Annotated in this window: 8 protein-coding genes; 1 reads left to right on the top strand and 7 read right to left on the bottom strand. The window is 37.2% G+C overall.

The window, feature by feature from the left end; translation table 11 throughout:
* Positions 1-226: 226 nt before the first annotated feature.
* A complete protein-coding gene (locus P6936_RS01820; protein WP_276880671.1) occupies positions 227-15,139 on the bottom strand; it encodes a SpaA isopeptide-forming pilin-related protein in 14,913 nt (4,970 codons plus the stop codon).
* Between the two features lie 946 nt (positions 15,140-16,085).
* Here P6936_RS01820 and P6936_RS01815 point away from each other — a divergent pair.
* The gene (locus P6936_RS01815; protein WP_276880670.1) at positions 16,086-17,255 is read left to right on the top strand and encodes an IS110 family transposase; all 1,170 of its coding nucleotides are present in this window, start codon (positions 16,086-16,088) and stop codon (positions 17,253-17,255) included.
* Between the two features lie 246 nt (positions 17,256-17,501).
* Here P6936_RS01815 and P6936_RS01810 read toward each other — a convergent pair whose 3' ends face one another.
* The 6 genes from P6936_RS01810 to P6936_RS01790 all read right to left on the bottom strand — a co-directional run bounded on the left by P6936_RS01810 (position 17,502) and on the right by P6936_RS01790 (position 20,281).
* The gene (locus P6936_RS01810) at positions 17,502-18,029 is read right to left on the bottom strand and encodes a DDE-type integrase/transposase/recombinase (protein WP_276880687.1); all 528 of its coding nucleotides are present in this window, start codon (positions 18,027-18,029) and stop codon (positions 17,502-17,504) included.
* 12 nt (positions 18,030-18,041) lie between these two features.
* On the bottom strand, positions 18,042-18,287 hold the full coding sequence (locus P6936_RS08180) for an IS3 family transposase (RefSeq protein WP_423775380.1): 246 nt from the start codon (positions 18,285-18,287) through the stop codon (positions 18,042-18,044).
* Between the two features lie 125 nt (positions 18,288-18,412).
* A complete protein-coding gene (locus tag P6936_RS01805) occupies positions 18,413-18,712 on the bottom strand; it encodes a transposase (RefSeq protein ID WP_276880669.1) in 300 nt (99 codons plus the stop codon).
* Positions 18,713-19,025: 313 nt separating this feature from the next.
* The gene (locus P6936_RS01800) at positions 19,026-19,577 is read right to left on the bottom strand and encodes a DUF3793 family protein (RefSeq protein ID WP_276864536.1); all 552 of its coding nucleotides are present in this window, start codon (positions 19,575-19,577) and stop codon (positions 19,026-19,028) included.
* Positions 19,574-20,008, bottom strand: coding sequence for a flavodoxin (locus tag P6936_RS01795; RefSeq protein ID WP_004836830.1), 435 nt, complete (start codon positions 20,006-20,008; stop codon positions 19,574-19,576). The genes P6936_RS01800 and P6936_RS01795 overlap by 4 nt, the downstream gene beginning before the upstream one ends.
* A gap of 108 nt (positions 20,009-20,116) precedes the next feature.
* Positions 20,117-20,281 (bottom strand): FeoB-associated Cys-rich membrane protein, encoded by a 165-nt coding sequence (locus P6936_RS01790; protein ID WP_156440778.1) that lies wholly within the window; start codon positions 20,279-20,281, stop codon positions 20,117-20,119.

Here is a 20,281-nt window from a genome sequence, read left to right as displayed (position 1 = left end):
ACGGGATTGGACAAGTGAATGATTTACTCATTCTTCTATATAATCCTCACCTTTGGTGGGGCTTACATACTAAGTCTTTCTGTGTAGAAAGCTATTACAATACTATTATATCAGTTTAGTACAACTTTTGTACACAGGCTTTTAATTTTTTTTATAACTATTGGTTTATTTCTCTTATAATTTTTAAAATCTGGCTCTTTTGGCAGTTAGCTTGGAGAACTTGGGATTATCCAAGTTCCTCCTTGCTTTTTTCTTTGTTTTTCTTTGCCAAGTAGACGCCAGCTAGGGTCATTAGCAAACTTCCTAGGATTGCGAAGCCAATCCAGACTCCAAGTCCTCCTGTATCAGGGTAGACTGATTTGTGGTTTTCGACTTCCGTTGCCCTTAGGTCAGACTTGTCTACATAGACTCTTTTGCCAGATTTGATTCTGTCTAGGTTGAGCTTGTAGCTTAGTTGGTCTAGGATTGTTAGGTCGTTGTAGAGGTCTTGTTTGACTTCTGCATTTACTCCATCACCTTTTTGGCTTGCCTTATCTAGGATTTGTCCCGTGTATTCTATTACTATGGACTTTTTGCTTTTGATTGTTCCCTTTTCTTTGTCGGCTACTGTGTAGTTTCCTTCTCCTAGCAAGTCTTTGATTAGGTATTTGGATACTACATTTGGGACAGTCTGTCTTGTGTCGGCATCGAAGTCCTTGTAGTCGGTCGGTTTTAGGTCATCAATTTTCTTTCCTTCATCGAGGACTGCCACCTTGATTTTTCCACCAATTTTTAGTTTAGGTACAATCTCCCAACCATTACCGAAAAATCTCAAGTAGGTTTCCTTTCCATCGTAGGTTACTTCGTTGTGGAGGTAGTTTAGGACAATCCTTTGGGTGAATTGTTTTTTATTTTGGTCTACAGATAGGATACGAGATTCCATCTGATCGTTTTTGCCAATTGTGAGGCTCGCCTTTAGTGGATCTTTTTCAAGTATTTGTATCTTACCATTTTTGAGTCTGAATTCTCTGATGAATTTTTTTGGTTTGATGTACTTGTCTGGAGCCTTGGTTTCTTTTAGGGCGTAGTAGCCTTCTTTGGTAACGTGGACTTTGAACTTACCATCTTTGTCAGATTTGATTTCTTTGCTGTATTCTTCATCTGTTAGTTCTCTGTACTTGTCACTTTCATTTTCCTTATACCAGAGTTTGAAGGTTGCTCCCGGAAGTTTTTTCTTATCCTCAGCATCTATTTTTACAAAGTCAATGTCCTTGTAGTTGATTACCTCGATTGGGTTTGTTCCTACTGGCTCAGTTACAAGTTGTGCTTTGCTTGTTTTGGTTGCTTTTCTTTTCACTTGTCTAGTAATTATTCCGCTTTTTGATACGTCAAATTCTAGGATGTGTGTTTCAATTCTCGTGTAGCCTTCTGGTGCTTTGGTTTCTACTAGGGCGTATTTACCTTCTGGTAGATTTTCAAATCGAAGTAAACCATCAGGACCTGATTTTTGGGTTAGTGCTTTATTATCAGAGCCTTTTACTGCTTCCCAAGCTGTTCCATTTTGTTTTTCTAAGCCAAATTCTGCTCCTTGAAGAGGTCGGGATTGTTGATCAATCTTTCTAAATACTATTGTATTTTTCGGATTTATTGCAGTAATTTGAAGGTCTTTCTTGCCCTCCTTGATGTTTATTTGTGAGTAGACTTTATTTTCCGTCTTGACCCTCATATATTCATAGCCACTTGCGTTGTAGCGTCTTAGCCTTGCTTCTGGTGAGTAGGATGTCTTGTCCTTATCGGCGATTTCACCTGTTAGTTTTACAACATAAGAAGAATCGCTATTGAGTGGTTGATATCCATCTTTCTGGTCACCGAATTTCGTCCAAGCTGGGTTTTCATCGTTTACAATTCTGTTGTAGAAGGTGTTTGCCACTTCTTGCATCCCGATATTGTCTGGAACATCGTAGGAGCTTGGCATTACAAAGTCTTTTTTGTAGTTAGGATCAACCTTGTAGATTTGCATACGCAAGTTCTTGACGTCCTTGCCTGGCTTGTAGATAAATTCAGCTTCCTTGGCAGTCGTAGCTTTTCTATTGATGTAAATAAAGTGTGTGAACTGCCCAGTTCTTGGGTCAAATCGGGTGATTTTCGATGATATATTTAGGTTGTTGCCTTCTTTGTCAGTCACATCTTTTTCGTCCAAGTCATAGATAACATTTATATTCTTAAAGCTAGCATCATTCATTGCTAGACCGACAGCCACATCATTTATAGAGTTTTTAATCTTGTTTGCTCTGATGTAGGCTTTGATGTTGGATTCAAATTTCTTTAGCTGATAGGTTCTCGCATAATCGGTGAAAGTGTAGGTGATGGTGTTGTTCACATCATCATAGTCTGCCTTGGCGATTGTACCTATTCCGTCTGCGAAGATATCTAGGCTTCTGATAAGGTCTTTTTTGTAAATACCCATCATGTCCATGTTTTCTGCGACTTTTACTGTGAAGTAGTCACCCGGACTTATGGTTGCTCCATCCTTGATGGTGAATGTGTTGGCAAAGTTCATACTTTGATTCATATTTGGATGGATTGAATCATCACCACTTGTCGTATCTCCCGGTTCTGGTCTTTCGACAGTCATGGTGGAAGCTAGTGTGATATTTTTGCTTTGGTCGATACCACTTCTGTCATTATTGTCATAATATGGATCGAGGTTTTTACCACCTACTGTGAAGTGCCAGATTTGTCCAGTCAACTTATGGCCTGGAGCAGGGGATGTTTCTTCGAGTTCGTATTGACCGATTGGAAGTTTGTCAAATGCTAATTTCCCATCATTGCCAACAGTTCCTTCGTAAATCCTCTTCTCGTCTGCCTCAGTATAGTCCACTCCGTCGTTTACGGCAGGCTTACTTATTCTACTTAGTTTGAATTTGGCACCAGTTAGTGTCTTGCCTTCCTCATCGGTCTTTTTGATTTCAAGCTTACCCTTTTCAGGTTTTTCGTTGATAATCTTGCCCATGTTTTTGGCTGTCGCACTTGTTACATAGTCGACTAGCTTTCCAGTATTTTGTGAGTTCGCTCCGGCATATTGGACGATGCTGTGAGCATTGTCATATTCCAGAGTGATTACTCCTCTACCCGGTGTTATATCACCAGTAGTTTCTGATATTTTTCCTTTTTCATAAGCTATGGTCATCTCCAAGACTGCATCATTGATTGGCTTGTAGCCTGCTGGTGCTTGTACTTCCATTAGCCTATAACGACCTGGTTTTAGGCCTCTGAAGCCGAAGAAACCATTGAAGGCTGAGGATACATAAGAGCCTGGCATATCAACATAATCATTTCCGATTTTCCTTTGGAGCTTAAAGATTGCACCTTCAAGTCTGTTATTGGTAACCGCTAGGTCATTTATACCCAAATTCGGATCATCACGTCCATGTTTTGAGAAGGTGATGTTGTAGGATTCTTCCTCATTGGTTAAGTCGAGTCCTTCTTTTGGTATCTCTTCTGCTTGTTTTTTCCTTGTCGTGTAGAGTGAGGAAATGTTGGCTTCAGTTTTGATGGTCTTGTAAGGGGTCGCATCTAGTAAGCTTGGTTCTATCCTACCACCATCAAGACCTAGCCAGTTTTGGTATTTGTTGTTTAGGCCATATTTGCCAGTCCAACCAGGATCTTTTATCTTGGCGATTGCTTGAGCACCTGCTTGGTAGGATGCTTTCTTGAAGGTCTTCCATTCGATTCCTCTTGTATTTTCATTGTAGACAGCTTGTTCAAAGTGTCTCGCTCCCTTGTAGAGTTCAAAGTCTAGCTGGATTTTAGCTAAATCATCTGCCGTGATTTCATCTGCCACGTGAGGAGCTACAGGGTGAGCCTTGTCGACCATTTTATCCCCTACTTTTTCGTGGGTGATGGTAACTTCTTTTTGGGCAGTACCATCTACAATAGCGTCATCATAGAAGCCTTCTACGTCCATAAAGTACAAGCCACCCGGGGTGAGGTTGATTTGGTCTTCGTCGAAGCCCCAATCGAACGGTCTCCACCTTGCGGTGTTAATCATTGTTACATTCTTCCTAGATAGGTCGTAGGAGTTTAGGATGTCGTCTGCCTTTATGTTTGGATCAGGATCATTAATTCTATAGGTCGTCCTGTAGGCAGTTTTTACCCCTTCTTTTAAAATGTGTGGGTGTTGTCCTGCTATATCGAACTCTTCTCTCTTGTGTTTTGGTTTGATTTGGACATTGATTGGGTCAGTACCCTTGTATCCTCTAAGGTCTATCATTATCCTTTGGACGAAAGTCTTTGCATTTGGATCTATATCTTTAATCTTTGATGCATATAAGATATCCTCATTGCTATTGATATTATTTTGTAATTTCGTTTTATCAGAAACCAAATAGTCTACCGTTGTCTGTTCTGGGCCATAATAGGTTGCGAACATCCTACCTTTTTCGGTTTTGACTTCTACATTCCACTTAGAAGAAGCTTTCTTGTAGCCAACTGGAGGCTTAGTTTCTTCGATTGTGTAGTAGCCTACCTTTAGCTTAACAATTTCACCTGTTTGGTCTCTGAATGTTACCTTACCATCTTTGTTTGATACCGCTGTTAAGAAAAAGTTTGGGTCAGGGTTTTGGTAGTTTTGATCAACCTTTCTTAGCAAGAACTCTCCTCCCTCAAGAGGTCTACCAATTGTATCTTTCTTGAAGATTGTAAGTTCAAGACCTGATTGCTTGTTCGAGATTTCCATGGTCTTGTTGGTGATTTCATCACCAGGGTCGTTTGGATCGTCTGGTGTGTCGTCCTTCTTTTGGAATACTGCTGTAACTTTTACATTAGAACTTGGCATTCTAAACATATTTGCAGAAAGCATGACCTTATTGCCATTTTCGTCCGTTACGATAAATTCTTTGAGCTCATATCCTCCGTCTGCTTTGGCAGTTAGGTAAACTGGCTCATTTTGTTTTGCCGCTAGCTTGCTTATAAGGACTCTACCATGGTCTGATTCTGTTACGGTTATGGTCTTTTCATCTCTTCCGATTGGCTTTGATGCTGTATAGACTGTTACATCACTTGCTGGCATTGTGAAGGATACTTCAGATTGGTTAAAGTCAACCTTCACATCTCCCGTGCCATCTGCCTTGGCAACTCTTACATTTAGGATTTGCCATCCATTTTCAGGGCTAATATTAGCCTTAATCTTTTGTCCTTCCTTTGCCTTCGTGTTAGTCAATGTCAATCTAGTATGCAAGTCAGCTCCATTAGAAATATTGTAGTCTTTTCCAGTACGCTGAGTGAAGCTTGCAGTGATATTTACATCATATTTTGGCATGGTAAAGACATATTCGCCCTTATCGTCAACTTCTATAGGTGTGTTGTTTAACTTTATTTGTTCGATTTCATAAGTTGGATTTGGTTTTACTGTAACTTTGACAAGCTCTCCTGCTTGTGGATTCGTCTTATCAACGCTGACAGTTCCATTTTTGATATCACTTGAAACACCAACATTGTAGCTTGGCGTTGTCTGTTTGAATGTGGCGTTAATTGACACGTCCTCATCTGGCATAACAAATGACTTTCTACCATTGCCTTCATCAGTTAGTGTTAATACTCCATTTAGCCCAGCGACAGAAATGGTATTAACTGCGAAGCCTGAGTTTGGAGTTAAAGTGAAAATTACCTTCTCGCCCTTGACCGCCTCTGTCTTTCCATCATCAATTTCAACATCTCCACCATCTCCTTTTTTTATAGAAATCTTGTGCTTAGTAGGAGTTGGTTGAGGTTGGTTTTTAAGTCCAAATGTAGCATTTATTCTTACATTTGATTTCGGCATTATGAATTTATTATTTGTTATAGGGATGTCATCACCTGTGATTTCATCATTATAATAAAGTGTTTTCAATTCATAACCAGACTTCGGCTTGATAGTAAGTGTGACTTCTTCTCCAGCCTTTGCCTTTGTCTTGTTCGGAGTAACTTTTCCGTTGTAAATATATCCATTGACTGTTACATCATAGGTCGGTTCTTGTGGTTGTGGCTTTCTCGTACCTCTGTATGTTATCTCCGGCTTCATTGGTGTGATTATCTCTACACCATTGTTTCCATGTCCCGTGTCTATGAATTTTCTTCCAGTTCGCACACCATTTGACACTTCATACTTGTAGTAAACTCTTTTTTTACCCTCTTGACCTTTTTCAACTCTAGTCTGACCTTCGTCCATATTGGGATCAGATTGTGTGGCATAGGTTATTGGGATAGCTTCTTCTTCGTAGCCATATTCATAAGTTATTTTTGTCTTGTCATTTATACTTGAGTCGCTTGAATAAGAATCTCCTACCCATTGTACAGTTTTGTCATATTGCTGATTTCTATTTGGATAGTAGTCAGAGCCTAGTCCTACTGCTTTGGTATATTTTGCTTCGACTTCAACTAAAATATAGCCTCTGTGGTCAGCCGGTATTTCTACTTGTATTCTTCTCGGTTTGCCATTTGTTGCTTCTTTTTGTTTAACAGATACGTTTATTTTTGTTTTGCTTGCATTTAAGGCTTGGTCTATGCTCGAAGCATTCACCTTATAAACATTGACATAGGTTTCTATATCTGCCGCATAACCCAAACGCAATTCTGCATTTTCTGGTTGTCTGTGGATTTCTATCAGCCTATCTCTTAAAGCCGTTTCTTCCTTGTATAAGAAGATTTGCTTAAATCTCGTTTGTCCCTTATTTATTTCAGTTATCTTTGTTTGAACCAAGCTTTCATTATGTTTGATATTAGCTCTACCAGATGACTTATCTGGATCTACCGCTTCCCAATCACCCGCTGCTCTGGATGTTCCCGCCATTCGATTGGCTGATTTCATAAGCATTCGTGGTGCTTCTACTGCCAGATTTTTTATTGGCTTTGATATATCAAAGATGTCTTTCCCTGGCATTGGTAGATTTTTCTTTGCGGATCTGACCATTCTTGCCATCAATGTTTTCGAGGATTTTCCGTCTGCACTTCTGTCCGAACCATTGTTCACTTCGTATGACCTACTTCTACTTGTAGCAAGTCCCTTGACTGGCTTCAAGTTCATATCGTCGAGGGTGTTGTACCACTCTCCATACCAATAGTGGTTGGCGTCATTGTAGTTGAAGAAGTCCATTCCAGTTCCTATTGTGCCTTGAAGTGGCAAGTCGGACTCTATAGTTACGGCTATGGTTTTATCCTTTCCTGCGAGGTTTTTAGGTTTTATTTGGATTCTTTCTTGGTTATTGTTTTTAACAAAGACTTTTGTGTCATAGTCAATATCAGCACCCACATATTGGAGGGAGTCCGGTGTTGACTGCCTGCCTACAAGTCTTACTGAAAGTATTTTGGTATTGTTTAGGTTAAGTCCTCTTTTTTCCTCTTGGGCATGGATTTCAAAATATGGATTTAATAAGGTATCTGGTGCCTTGTTTATGATATATACTTGCCTAAACTTCTTAGTCGCTTTGTTTACTTCCGTGATTCTACTTTCTAGCTTGTTTGGACTTCCATTTCTAGAATAGTATCTGTGATTCTTCTTATCAGAATCTCCAACAGTCTGCCATTGTTCTTCTGGCTTGACAACTTTTTTATCTGGATGGTTGTCCTTAAAGAAAATTCTGCCATCTTCTTTTATGGTTACTGTCCAATCGGTGTCGGCCGGTTCGTAACCTTGGGCTGGGCTGTATTCTTTTAGCTTGTAGATACCTGGCAAGAGCTTATCGAAGTTTACCATTCCCTTAGCATCAGAGTGTGCCCATTTTGTTTCATCACTTGGTTTAGGACCTGTAAGCTTGAAGGTTGCCCCACTTACTGCATCAGCCTGGGTCTCACCTGCTTGTTTTTCTCTTACTTTTTTGAACTTAAAGTCGTATCTTTTTCTTTCGTTTCTGAGACTTAGAGCACCTTCTGTTAGGTAAGGTCCAAGGATGTTTCCACCTTCATAGCCAACCTTTACCTTATCTCCTTCAACAATTTTTGTTACTTTGGTGTAGAAGTCTGGCTTCCAGTAGGTTGCCTTGTTTGTAGCACCTGGCTCATTGAAGTTTTCAAAGTAATCAATTCCAGTACCTACGCCCGCCTTTTCATCCTTGTATGGGATTTTGACATCTATTACTATAGGCTTGTCAGTTTGTGGGAGGTCTAGCTCAAACCTATTGGAAGCTTCTCCTTGTTTTTGGACTAATTTGGCGGTAGCTTCAATCTTGGTTAGCTTGTAGTTTTCTAGCTTGATATCTTCTACTGCTGTTGTAACTTTCTTATCAAGTTGGAATATTTGATAGTCGCGTCCTTGGACAGCTCTTCCAGCATACCAATCCATGTTTGGATCGTCAGGTTTTTCCCTGTGGATTTGCACCTTGGATGCTCCAACAGTCTTACCTTCTGGGTTTACTACATATCTTTGGATTACATACTTTTCTGTTTTATTGACAGCTATAATCCTCGTACCGACCTTGTATGGGTCCTTACTTTTATCTGTATAGCCTGTCCATCTATGGTCTCCCAGAGTCCATGTAGAAGAATCTCTTCCTCCTACGTTGACCCAATTGTCATCATCCGCAAGGATTGATTTGTTTACATTGATATTGGTGTTGTTTTCTGGGCCTTTTAGGTATTGGTAGATTTTTACTCCCTCATCATTTACAACTAAGGACCATTTTTGATCCGATTTCTTGTAGCCTGATGGGGCTTCAAGTTCTATAACGGTGTAGATACCTTTTGGTAGTTTCTTATCAAACGCAACCAAACCATTTTCATTTGATTGACCTGTAGTAAATGGGGTTTCTTTGCCATTAGCATAGGAAGATACGAGGAATTTCGCTCCCTTGAGTGGACCTCCGTCTTCGTCCTTCTTGTAGATTTTAAATTCCTTGCCTTTTGGTTTGTTGGATATCTTTAGGAATATATTTTGACCTACAACTGCATTCCCCTCGACATTGATACCAGTTTCTGTGATTGTTACAGTTCCATCAGTTACTACGTCAACTTGCCATTTTTTGTTAGACTTTACATAGTCTGTTGGTGCTTGAATTTCTTCTAGTCTGTACCTACCAGGTTTTAAATTATCAAAGGTAAGCACTCCATTGGTATCTGTTCGTCTGTAAATTCGTCTTTTGAGCTTATCTATTAGAACAAATTCTGCTCCAGCTAGTTTCTTATTTGGATTAGATGCGTCTAATTTGATGATGTTGAACTTGGCTGGGGTGTAGGATTTATTTATCATCATTACATCCTGACTGTAGAATTTTGGTATTTCTTTTTTTGCTTGTTGGGCAACAGCCGAGTTCGAGTTTACTTTGGATGCAAATCCTGATTCTTGATAGCTTGGTCGGTTAGGATTTGAGAGTCCACGATTGTTTGCCATGTAGAATACTCTGAATTTGTTTCTGAATTTTTGGAGGTCATTTACCTTGAAGGTTTGTTCGATTACATAACCCTCGTTCATAGAAGAGATTCGTGGCATAGATATTTTGAGTGGAGTCCATTCATTCATCTTGCCAGTATTCTTGATTTGTGTCGGATCGTATTCAACCCCGATTCCATTTTGTCTATCAGAAAAATAGTTATTATAATCAACTGACCCGCTGAATACTCGTTCATAGGTGTATGGATCTCTTTCAGGTCTGACACCCATTGATAGGGGCATGTTCGCTACGTTTGATGTTATTTGCGGTGTATCAGGGTCTGCTTTTGGTAAACATCTATAGATTTTTATATCCTCTAAGCCGAAAGCTGGATAATCTCCCGCTATTGGCCAACGTATCATATTTGTATCAGACCTATAGTTTGTTGTAGCCCAGTTAAAGTAAAGAGTCCTAGATTCTTTATTTGGACTTTTCTTTGGGTTATAGTAGGCAATTGCTGTAAAGTACCATTGTCCATCTTTTAGGTAGACATCCCTAAAGTAATAGGCCTGGGCTGGTGAATTACCATCCCTTGCATCGTAGTCTTCATAGTTGGCATTAACCATAAATGATAGTACGGGGTTGCTTGAAGCATCAAAGTTTCCACTATTTCCTGGCGCTACTTGGATTACATAGTTATAGATACCATTTCTCTTTGCTGAATACTTGGATGGGATAATGCCCTCGATTTCTAGGTTGAAGGTTGTTTCTCCATTGCCAGAATTTCCATTAAATACATAAGTCAACAAGTTTGTATCGTAGTCAAAGTAAGGATCTGCTATATCGACTCCTTGAGAGTTTTTGATAGTAGGAATTTTGTTAACGTATTGAGTTAAGTCCAAGTTTTTGTCGAATTGAATTTCAAATCTCTTACCCTTGGAGGAATCTTTTACCTTGATATTTGCCTTATACTTGTAGGATTCATATCGGTAGGCCTCCCAAATGCCAGGGCGTTGGCCAAAAGATCCATATCTATTTTCAACAAGTTCAATTGATTGACTTACATGTATTACAGGAGCTTTCTTGTCCGTATCTTCTACTATTTTATTGTCTATCCAATAGTCAACACCATTTGTAGGTGTACCTTCTCCCTCTTTAAATCGAGGATTGTAGAAAACCTGTTGTTTGCTATCGACTGTAACATCAAAGACTACTTGTGATTCTTGGTAGTTGTCAGGGCTTTGTAGTTCTTCTATTACATACTTTCCTTCAGGAAGGTCTCCAAAGTTAACTTCCCCCTTGCTATCTGATACTAAGGTCTTAATAATCTTGGTGCTGTTTTGGGCCTTGATTGTAAATGTTGCTCCAGCAAGTGGTTTTTTGTTTTGGTCAACTTTCTTTATTTCCACTGGTTTCGTTTTGAACTTTTCGTTAGTGACATTTACTATGGTGTTTTTCCCCGCACTAGTGTTAGAGAATTTAACAGCATTGCCTTCTAGTTTTGCCTGATTACTATCCCTATCTGTTAGCCAGTCGTATTTTAGTTGTTCACTCTGTGATATTTTACCTTTTACTTCTACCAAGAAGCCCCAGTTTCCATTAAACCTATCCTTAGGAAAGCTTATTGTGTAGGCCTTTTCTCCATCATATTTTGAACCTCTTATCGGATGCTCACTGGCAACATTTAATACTTGATCCAAATGAATCTCACCCATGTTTTGAATGTTCATTCGGCGTTGAACTTCGTTTCTAATTTCTGGCATAACATCATATACTTTTATATCGCTGATTTTATTATCAACTGACATATTAAGTATTGTGTCTCTGTCTGTCGTGCCTCCATTGATACTACCCAAGGCTCTTAGGTAGATATATGTTTTGAAGTTTCCTTCATCATCAACTGTACCAAAGTGCATAGTGTTCATATAACCTGGATAGTCGGGATGTTTGATTGTAGCTGTTGGAGATGCTCCACCTTTGACGGTTGCGTACTTTCCTTCTGCACTTACTCTTCCTTCTATGTCGACAGAAATAGTTGTGTTGTTATCGTTAAGCTTGTAGCCATCTGGTGCTCTAGTTTCTATGAGTTGGTAAGATCCTGGTGCAAGGTTTTTGAATGTCGCCTCACCATTCTCATCAGTTTCGACTTCGGGGCCACCTAGAAGTTGGAATCTCGCTCCAGGAAGCGTCTTTTTTGTTTCTTTATCGGTCTTGACAAGAGTAAATGACCCATACTTTTTCTCTACATATTCAACCCCTTTGTTTTGGAGGTAATGCATGTGCTCTGTTTTTAAATACCAACTATAGTTTTCGAAAAATCGGAAGGTCTTTTTTTCCTTTATATTGTTATTTACTACGGTTTGTTCTACTTTTTCTGGCAAGTCTTGGATAACACGGGATCTATATTTAGTAAAGCTTCCATCCTTTGCAATCTTCCATGTTTTTACATTTGGTATTACGAAAAATCTACTGGTTACTGTGCCATCATCACTGGCAGGTTGGGTTGTTTCTCCCAAGACTTCTTCATTTTCATCTTCTGCATTGACAACTTTTATGGTATGTTTAGGAATTTTTGCTCCATTTTCCATTGACCAATCTTGTCGAATAGCCAAGTCTATTGCCTTAGATATATCTACTCCACCTAGGCTATATTTTTGCTTGGTCATATCCAAGTTCGCTTGGTATTCGTAGGCTGCAATTGTTCCTACTGGTTGATCAGTGTTTGGATTTGTGTATTGGTCTGGGATGGTTCCATTCAAGTTATTTTCTGATACTTTTATCATCTTACCAAATGTATCACGGTTATTTTTATTTGTATCTACTTGATAGACTGCCATCTGGGATGATGTTAGGATTTGATTTTTGAGAGTTCTGGTTTCTAGTGGAAGCTTGGTTTCTTTTTTCTTTCCATTATCGTCTTTCTCATCTCCAGTGGAAATGGCATCCGTTACAGTCCATTTGGATGAAGTATCATTGGCAAATTCACCCCTGATTGTAGTTCTGTTGTTTATGCCTACACGGGTTGGTGTTTCTTCTATGACCTTTTCTTTTGTGTAACCTTCTACAGCGACAGCTCTTTTCGCACCAAGTTTGTCTTTTACAATTGTAGATATGTCGAGCATATATTTTTCTTGTTTGTTGACTACTGGTGTGTAGAAGGTTAGGGTTAGGTCTCTGGTATTTGTTTCATGGTCGTAGTGTTTGGAATCGTTGATGCCAAGATTTCCTTTGATAGGGTTGTCGGACAAGTTGTGGGATGGAGTTTGAATTTCGCCAAGTCCTGAGCCCTTCACTGTTGTGAAGTTCATTTTGAAGTTTAAAGAGTTTAAGTCTTTATCTGATGCCACCATGACTTTCCAATTGTAACCCTTTAGTTCACCATCTTGGATATCAGGTAGGGCTGTCGCATCCATGTTGACCTTGTAGTTTTCGTTATCTGGCTCAATTATTTGGGTTACATCATGCCTGCCTGGTTCTATGATTGATCCAGCAGGATTACCATTCTTGTCAACTTTTTGTGGGAGAAGGTCTCTTGGTGGGTCGTTTACTCCTAAACCTTTTACCTTGTTTATTACTGTGAATGTTTCATCCTCATCTAAGGTTATATTATCAGGCTTGTAGTCGACTGGAACATTTATTGGCAATTCTAGATCTTCTTTGATTTCCTCAGCGATTTGATATCTTATCTTGTTTTCATCAGGAAAGTATTTTGGTCTAGCTATGACTCTGCCATTATATTCGATGTTTGGTAATGAATCATGGTCGTTTACCTTGAGTTTATCATCTAGGATTATATCAAAATATTGGTGGGTCCCGATAGGACCATCTTTAGTTGATGCCAAGAAGATTGTCTGGATAATAAATTTCTTGCCTTCAAGGTCTGGTTTTGAGTTCTTTACAAAGAACATCTGTGGTTTGAAGTCTTTATCGGCGTATTTTTCAATCAAGGCTTTTAAGGCATCCTCATTGTCAGCCATAAGCTTAGCTTGGTCAGATCTTTGTAGCTTGTATTTTTCTCCTAGTTCTGTTAGGAACTTTTGGATTTCTACTAGACCGTTTTTCTCATCGGCTAGGGCTTTTTTTAGTTCCTTGTCAGCCTTTTGGAGATTTGTTAGACCTAGTAGGGACTTGACTCCTTCTAGTAGGCCCTTCTTTTCTTCTTTATTTTGAGCTTTTCCTTTTTCCTCTTTTATTAGTTTTGATAGTTCTTCCTTCTTTTTTTCTTTCTCTTCTTTTGTGGCAGATTGAGCTTCTTTCTTTATTTCGGTACTTGAAGTTTTGTCTTGTTTTTTATCTGCTTGAGCTTTTTCTTTTTCGGAAGGAGAGTTTTTATTTTCCTTTGCTGGCTTGTTTTCTTTGTTTGCTTCTTTTTTATTACTATCAGTTGCCTTAGAAGTGTTTTTGTTAGTTTCTTCTTTTTTATTTTGGTCAGCCTTAGCTTTTTCTTCTTTTTCTTTTTCCTTCTTAGCTTCTTCTTTTTTATTTGCTTCTGCTTCTTTTTCTTCTTTAGCCTTTGCTTCGGCAGCCTTTTTTTCTTTTTCTTCGGCTGCTTTTTTGTCCTCAGCTTTCTTTTCCTTGGCTATTCTTTTTTCTTCTTCTGCCTTGGCTTTTTCTTCGGCTTGTTTTTTCTTTTCTTCCTTCTTCGAATGGGCTTCGTCATCGTCTGATGATTTGTCTTCTTCTTTTACGAAGCGTGGGCTTTTTACTTCTCTGGAGTTTATAGCGTATTTTTCTATGCTCGTATCTTTTTTGTTTACCTTGCTTCTTACTGTTAGTTTTAGGATGTAGGAAGCTGGTAGGTCTAGGTCTAGTTTTTCTTGGTAAGGGATTTTTGTTGAGTATTCTTTTTGGAGGGCAAAGCCTTTGTCGCTTGCCTTGTAGTAGTCGAGATAGATTTCTGTGTTTTCTTCTTTTATGTTTGTTAGGGAGAGTTTGTATTCGATTTTGTTTTTTTCTTGGGCTTTGGATTCTTCGTCTGCCTTGTCTTTGGAGATTAGGTAGTCGGTGTAGTTTATTTCGTCTGCCTTTTCTTCGCTTTCTTCTTTTTTGTAGTTTATGGTTCTAAGTTCGTCTTCGCCTTCTTTGATGTGGGTTAGTCTTAGTTCTTTTTCTTCTGGGTCATCTTCTTTTTGGTATTCGATGAATTTGTAGGATATTCTTTGAAGGTCTATGTTTGTTTGACCTTGGTCTAGGGATAGGTCAAAGGAGTATAGTTTTTTGTTGTCTATTGTTTTTTTGTCGATTGTTCCTTCTAGGGTGTAGGTTATTTCTTTTTCTATGCTTGGTGTTGTTATTGTTTTGCTATGTAGGCTCTTGTCATCGTCCGCCTTGTTTTCTTGTATTTTTGTTTCTTTGCCGTCTAGGAGGATTTTTGTTATTTTGATGTCCTTTAGGGCTTGGGTCTTGTATGTTATAAGGCTTAGATTTAGTGGGGAGTCTGATTTTGTTGATGCTTGTTTTTTTGTTACTTTTATTTCATAGATTATGGCATCTTCTTTGTTATTTAGTTTGGCTTTTTGGCTTATGGTGTAGTTGTTTTTGTTTTCTTCTAGCCTTTGAGGGTTTTGGTCCATGGATGTTTGTGTTTCTGTTTGCTCTTTTCTTTCTTCATTGTTAGGATCTTCCTCAGTGCTTTCTTGGTCATCGTCTATATAGCTTTGTTGGTTTTTTTCTCCTGAGTCTGCTATTCTTATTGATGTTGGCATTTGTTTTGGCTTTTTTGCCATGGATATGGCATAGACATTGGTTGGTATGCACATAGTGATGGCTAGGGTCAAGGAAAATAGCTTGACCATAAACTCTCTAATTCTTCTCTTCATACTTCTTCCCTCCGATTATAAGTGCTTATAAAAGTGCAAGGATGAGATTTTTATTGCAAAATTCCATGATTGCTACATAAATTCGTAAATTACTATACTAATTTAAATAGAGAAATTATTCTTAGTATCCTGCTTATTATTATTTTAACTGATATATAAAATAAATACAATACTTTTTAAGATTATTTTTATATCATTATATCAAAAACCCAATTTGTCTAAAAAATTTTCAATAAAGTTATAAAATAACTGTCATTTACGCAAGGTGTCGCAAAAGCTATGAACTTTGCCTTTTTTTGAAAGCTTGTAGGGGTTGATATTTGCAGATTATTTACACCTAGCATAAACTTAAAAGATACTTACTTAATAAAGGCGTTAATAAATCATCCTACTCGTTAAAAATTTTAGATAAATTGTTTGTAGCTAGGTGGAGGCTTAAAAAGGGAAATATTTTTAACTTCCTTCTATATATATATGATATGCTTCTTTCTTGGTGCTTTTTGCTAGTTTTATAAAGATGATAAGACTTTTTGCTTTGGGGTGCTGATTAGAAAGAGCTAATCTTAAATCTAAATCTGCTAGTAGGAGTTGACATACTAAGAGTTTGCCATTTTTATTAGAACACACCATCTGACCTAGGAAGAAGCCTTGCTTTTATATGAAGATATCCTTGCGTATTCGTTGGCTTGGAGCTTAGATTTATCTGTTAGATTTCTTGTATCATATACCCATAGTCATTCTATGGACAAAAACAATGGAATACTATACATTAAACATAGTGTTGTGGAATGTTTTAGATTTCTATAGCTTTGACTATTTTGAGGAGACTACAACCACATAACTATGTTTTTTTGTTAATTAGTTAGATATCGCTAGACGATTTATTGTACAAGGATACGAGGCATAACTTATGTGGACGCACAACAATAATTTTAAGGAGTTTTCTATGATTTATTTGGGTATTGATGTTTCTAAGTTTAAGCACAACTGCTTTCTTGCTGATGAGGATGACTTCGATAAGGGGTGTCATTTTGAAATTAAGAATTCTAAAGAAGGTTTTGAGTATTTACTGAGAAAACTTTCTGATTTTAATAAAGATAAAATTAGAATAGGATTAGAATCAACCGGTCACTATCATCTCAATCTTTCAAGATTTCTACTAGATTTGAATTTTAACATTCATTTCTTTAACCCTTATCAAACTAGTCTTTACAGAAAGGCTGATAGTTTTAGAAATACAAAAACTGACAAAGTTGATGCTTTCTTCATTGCAAAGCTTCTAAGAGCTACTTGCTCTAATCCTACTCATAATGAATTGTATCATAATTATGAACTTAAGTCACTAACTAGGTATAAATCTTCTTTAAAAAATGATAGGGCTAAGCTTAAAAATACTATTGTAGGGCATTTAGATTTAATATTTCCTGAATTAGATAAAGTGTGCAAGGATGTATTCTGCAAATACACATTAGAAGTATTAAAAGAATATCCATCAGTAGATAAGATTGCCAATGCTAACCTAACTAGGCTAACTAACCTAATTAAAAAGGCTTCTAATGGTAGTCATTCTAAAGATAAGGCCAGAGAAATTAGGGAGGCTGCAAGGAAGTCTATAGGTATTAATTCACCTGCTGTATCTTTTAGGTTAGTTCAAGATATTAAAGCCTTAGAATTCTTAATAGAGCAAATTGATGAAGTCAATGAGCAAATCAAAGCACTCTTAGATGAAATGGATAATCCAATAATGTCTATACCTGGAGTAGGTATAGAGATAGGGCCTAGTCTAATAGCTGAAATTGGAAACATAGAAAATTTTGAAAGCCCAAGCAAACTCTTAGCCTATGCAGGACTTGATCCATCAATTAACCAATCAGGAACAATGAATTCATCCTACAGTAGCATGAGCAAAAGAGGAAGTTCATACTTAAGGGACGCTCTATTCCTAGCAGCCTTTCTCATATGCCAAAATGATGAAACGTTTAGACTCTACTATGAGAAAAAGAAAAGTGAAGGTAAACATCATTACGTAGCTTTAACCAATGTAGCTAGAAAATTGACCAGGGTAATATTTTATCTTTTAAAAAACAATCAGAAATTTGTAAGTCAATCAAGCTAAGCAGATATTAAATTTAATCCAAATTTTAAGCTATCAAAAGTGATAGCTTATTTGTCATGCCTAGAATTCGTTATTTTACCTAGCGAAAGTCTATTAGCATTGAATAAATTAGGATTTTATTCAACTTTTTATTAATTTTAATTTATTAATTATTACTTGACTTCCGATAGTTGGTCTCCTCACTTCGTTGAAAGTGGTACAGAAATTCAAACTATTTTTTCATATTTTTAGTGACAGTTTGTTCCCTCACTGAGAGTGAAGTTTTGTAAATTCACTCTCAGTGAGGATTTTCTTTATTTGTTCATATTTTTCCTCTTCGCTATATTGAGTTTTTACATACTTGGATAACGGTGTGATATATCCTATTGAGCTATGTAGTCTTTGGGTATTGTAATAGTATATCCGATATTCTACTATTATGATATATTCATTTATTTTTAAATGGTCCGTTTTTCCTATTTCTGTTTTCATGCTGTTAAATAGTGTCCCTATATATCTATTGTCTACTGCTTTTCTAGGGCGTGACATACTTTGAGTTATTTTATATTCTTTTAAAGTGTCACGATATGTTTTACTTACGAATGGGCTTCCTCTGTCTGATGATATCATTGTTGGTATGCAATATTTCTTTATGGATTTTTCTATTGTTTCTATTGCTACTTGGCTATTGTTTTTGTTGCTTATGGTGTAACCTACTATCATTCTTGTGTTTATTGATATTGTTACACATATGTATATTTTCTTGTTTTCTATTTTTTCTTCTGTGAAGTCTATTGACCATATCTCTTAATCTCGTTCATTTTTGCTTAGGTGGTTCAGTTTGTTTTCCGCTCTATATTCTTTTGTATTTTTGCTTGTATGCACATTTTTTATTTTATTTGATTTATATCTTGCTTCTAATTTTAGTTCTTTTAGTATCTTGCTTATTTTGTTTTCAGACATTTTTATACCATAGTTTTTTAGGTATATTTTTAGTCTTCTTCTTCCGTAAGTTCCGAAGTTTTCGTAGAATGCTTTTTCTACAATTTTAATCTCTTCTTCGCTAAAGTATTTATTTACTGGGTGCTTTTTCCTGTAGTAATAGTTTGTTTTCTTTATTTCTTATGTTTTGCATACTTTGCTTACAGGATATTCTTTTAGTTTGTCTAGGGCAAAGTCTACCTTTTCTCTTTCTTTTGAGCAAAGTATTCGTTGGCTTTTTTTAATATTTCATTCTCCATTTTAAGATCATCTAGTTCTTTTCTAAGCTTTACTAGCTCTTTTGCGTTTATTACGCTTTTGTTGGTAAATGATTGTTTTCCTTCTTCTAGATATTGTTTTTTCCATCTGTGTATTGTTTGTCTGTCTAAATCATACATTTCACACAGTTCTCTAACGCTTTTATTTGCTTTTAGGTGCATTTCTACTACATTTATTTTGAATTCTGGGTTAAATGTTCTTCTTAAATCTTTTGGCATGACTTCTCTCCTTTGTCATTAAGAGATTTGTTTGAATTCATTATACCAGCTTCGTTCGAATGACAGAGGGGAATGTTCGTTCGGATTTACAGTGAGGGTATTGTTGGATTTATAGAGATGGTGACTTGGTCGGATTGACAGACAGAGCTCTTTGTTTGAAATTCAAATAGAGTTCCTATTCGTTTGTTTTTTAGAGAAGCTTTTTGCCTTGGACTTGTGGGGCTTTCATGGCTATTATTATGTATAAGAAAACTGCCCTAGGAGTTGGGCAGTTGCATTCTAATATTATAGTATGTTTTGTAGATTTTTTATTTTAGCTGACTAATTTACTTATTGGGCATCCCTCCTTGAGCAAGTTTATATTTCTGATCTTTGTTTGTTGATAGGAGTTAAAGATCTTTTGTTTTTTTTCTTTTTCTGAATAGACTTTCCATGTTCCATTTAAGATGAAGTTTTGGCCCTTATTTTCGATAAAGGCCTTAACATCATCTAGGGGATAGCCTAGAAAGAGTCCTATCTCGTGAGGAAAGTCTTGTATTCGTAGTCTTTGAGATAGGGTTTTCAGGCATGAATCGATATTGTTACTATTATAGCCTAGTTGTTCAATGAATGATTGGATTTCCTCATCTTGGAGGATTTTTTCTAGTTGGTTTTTTCTATATACTAGGACTAGGTAACCCTTATTCTTTTTGGCTATTAGTCTAAAGTGCAAGTCGCATGAGGGACATTTTTTGACACACCCTTGCCAAGTTTTGATCAGACACCTTACATAGCTTGTATCTTCTGATCTTATTTGGAAAAGATTTGCTGCTTTTATTCCCGCAAGGACTGGGGATGCGTGATAGACTAGTAGATCCTCTCTCATTTTATTTTTTCTAATAGACTCTTAGCAAGTGCTCTTACTTGATCAAGAGCTTCATCGTCTGGATCGTCATAGGCAATAAGACCATCAGCTGCAAGGTTGATTCCGTCATCTTTGCATCTTTCTTGCCAGTCATACATCCATTGGCCATCATTCCATTCATAAGAGCCGAAGATTACTGTTGGTTTGTTTTCTAGATCGTTTTCTACTTCTTCAAACATTGGTTCGAATTCGCCATCTTCTAGTTGTTCATTTCCCATTGCTGGACATCCAAAAGCAAATCCATCGAAGTCTGCGATATTGTCTTTGCTAAATTCTCCAGCGAAGAATAGTTCTGCTTCTTGTCCTTCTGCCTTAACTGCTTCAAGGAATGTTTCTGCCATCTTTTCTGTGTGACCTGTTCCTGACCAATATATTACTGCTACTTTTGCCATTTTTTTATTCTCCTTTAATTTTCAAAATTTTTATGTTAACTTCATCTAGTGATGATAGTGATAACCTTTATCAGTATTTTTGTAAAAAAAATTAAGTTTCCTTAATTTTTAGCATCCACAACCACATGATGAGTGGTGATCTTTCTTTGATGAGTCACAAGCTGTGCAGTCCTTGCATCCAGCATGGCCATCTTCTGCTATAAATCTTGTGTAAATTACATAAGCACATACAGCAAGAATTATTATAAGTAAAATTATTGATTGTATGTTCAT

Source organism: Anaerococcus tetradius, from assembly GCF_947087635.1.
GTDB classification, from domain to species: domain Bacteria; phylum Bacillota; class Clostridia; order Tissierellales; family Peptoniphilaceae; genus Anaerococcus; species Anaerococcus tetradius.
Note: the sequence above shows the minus strand (reverse complement) of the source record. Positions and strands in the feature narration are given on the sequence as shown.

Coding starts and splice junctions, on each gene's coding strand:
- P6936_RS01820 (WP_276880671.1), bottom strand. CDS start 15,139: ATGAAGAGAAGAATTAGAGAGTTTATGGTCAAGCTATTTTCCTTGACC.
- P6936_RS01815 (WP_276880670.1), top strand. CDS start 16,086: ATGATTTATTTGGGTATTGATGTTTCTAAGTTTAAGCACAACTGCTTT.
- P6936_RS01805 (WP_276880669.1), bottom strand. CDS start 18,712: ATGCCAAAAGATTTAAGAAGAACATTTAACCCAGAATTCAAAATAAAT.
- P6936_RS01800 (WP_276864536.1), bottom strand. CDS start 19,577: ATGAGAGAGGATCTACTAGTCTATCACGCATCCCCAGTCCTTGCGGGA.
- P6936_RS01795 (WP_004836830.1), bottom strand. CDS start 20,008: ATGGCAAAAGTAGCAGTAATATATTGGTCAGGAACAGGTCACACAGAA.
- P6936_RS01790 (WP_156440778.1), bottom strand. CDS start 20,281: ATGAACATACAATCAATAATTTTACTTATAATAATTCTTGCTGTATGT.